The organism is Stappia sp. BW2, from assembly GCF_008107695.1.
GTDB lineage: Bacteria > Pseudomonadota > Alphaproteobacteria > Rhizobiales > Stappiaceae > Roseibium.
This window is the reverse complement of the sequence record NZ_VIRG01000021.1, coordinates 1-424: the sequence shown is the minus strand read 5'-3', so window position 1 is coordinate 424 and position 424 is coordinate 1. Positions and strand designations below refer to the sequence as shown.

General features: G+C 63.2%; 1 pseudogene. It reads right to left on the bottom strand.

From position 1 onward, the window contains the following. A pseudogene (locus FMN63_RS00095) lies at window positions 1-424 on the bottom strand (MFS transporter); the annotation flags it as partial.

The following is a 424-nucleotide window of genomic DNA, read 5'->3' as shown; positions in this document are numbered from 1 at the left end:
AGATCACGGCCGAGGCGGCGAGGTAGTAGCCGACATAGTCCAGACTATAATGGGTGGCGAGCCAGGTGGCGATATAAGGGGCGAGCGAAGCCCCGAAGATGCCGCCGAGGTTGAAGGTCATCGAGGCGCCGGTATAGCGCACCGTGGTCGGAAAGGGGGCGGCCAGGGCAGCGCCGATCGGACCATAGGTGAAGCCCATCAAGGCGAGGCCGATGATCGAGCACAGGAAAGCGCCTGTGAGACCGCTGGTCAACAGCGTCGCGTAGAAGAAGCCGAAGATGGCGATGGCAATCGTCGTCAGCGTCAGGATGATGCGGCGCGAATAGAGATCGGAGAGCCAGCCGGAGAGCGGGATCGTCAGGCCGAAGAAGACGACGCCGACAAGCTGGACGACCCGGAACTGCTCGCGGGAGTAACCGAGCCC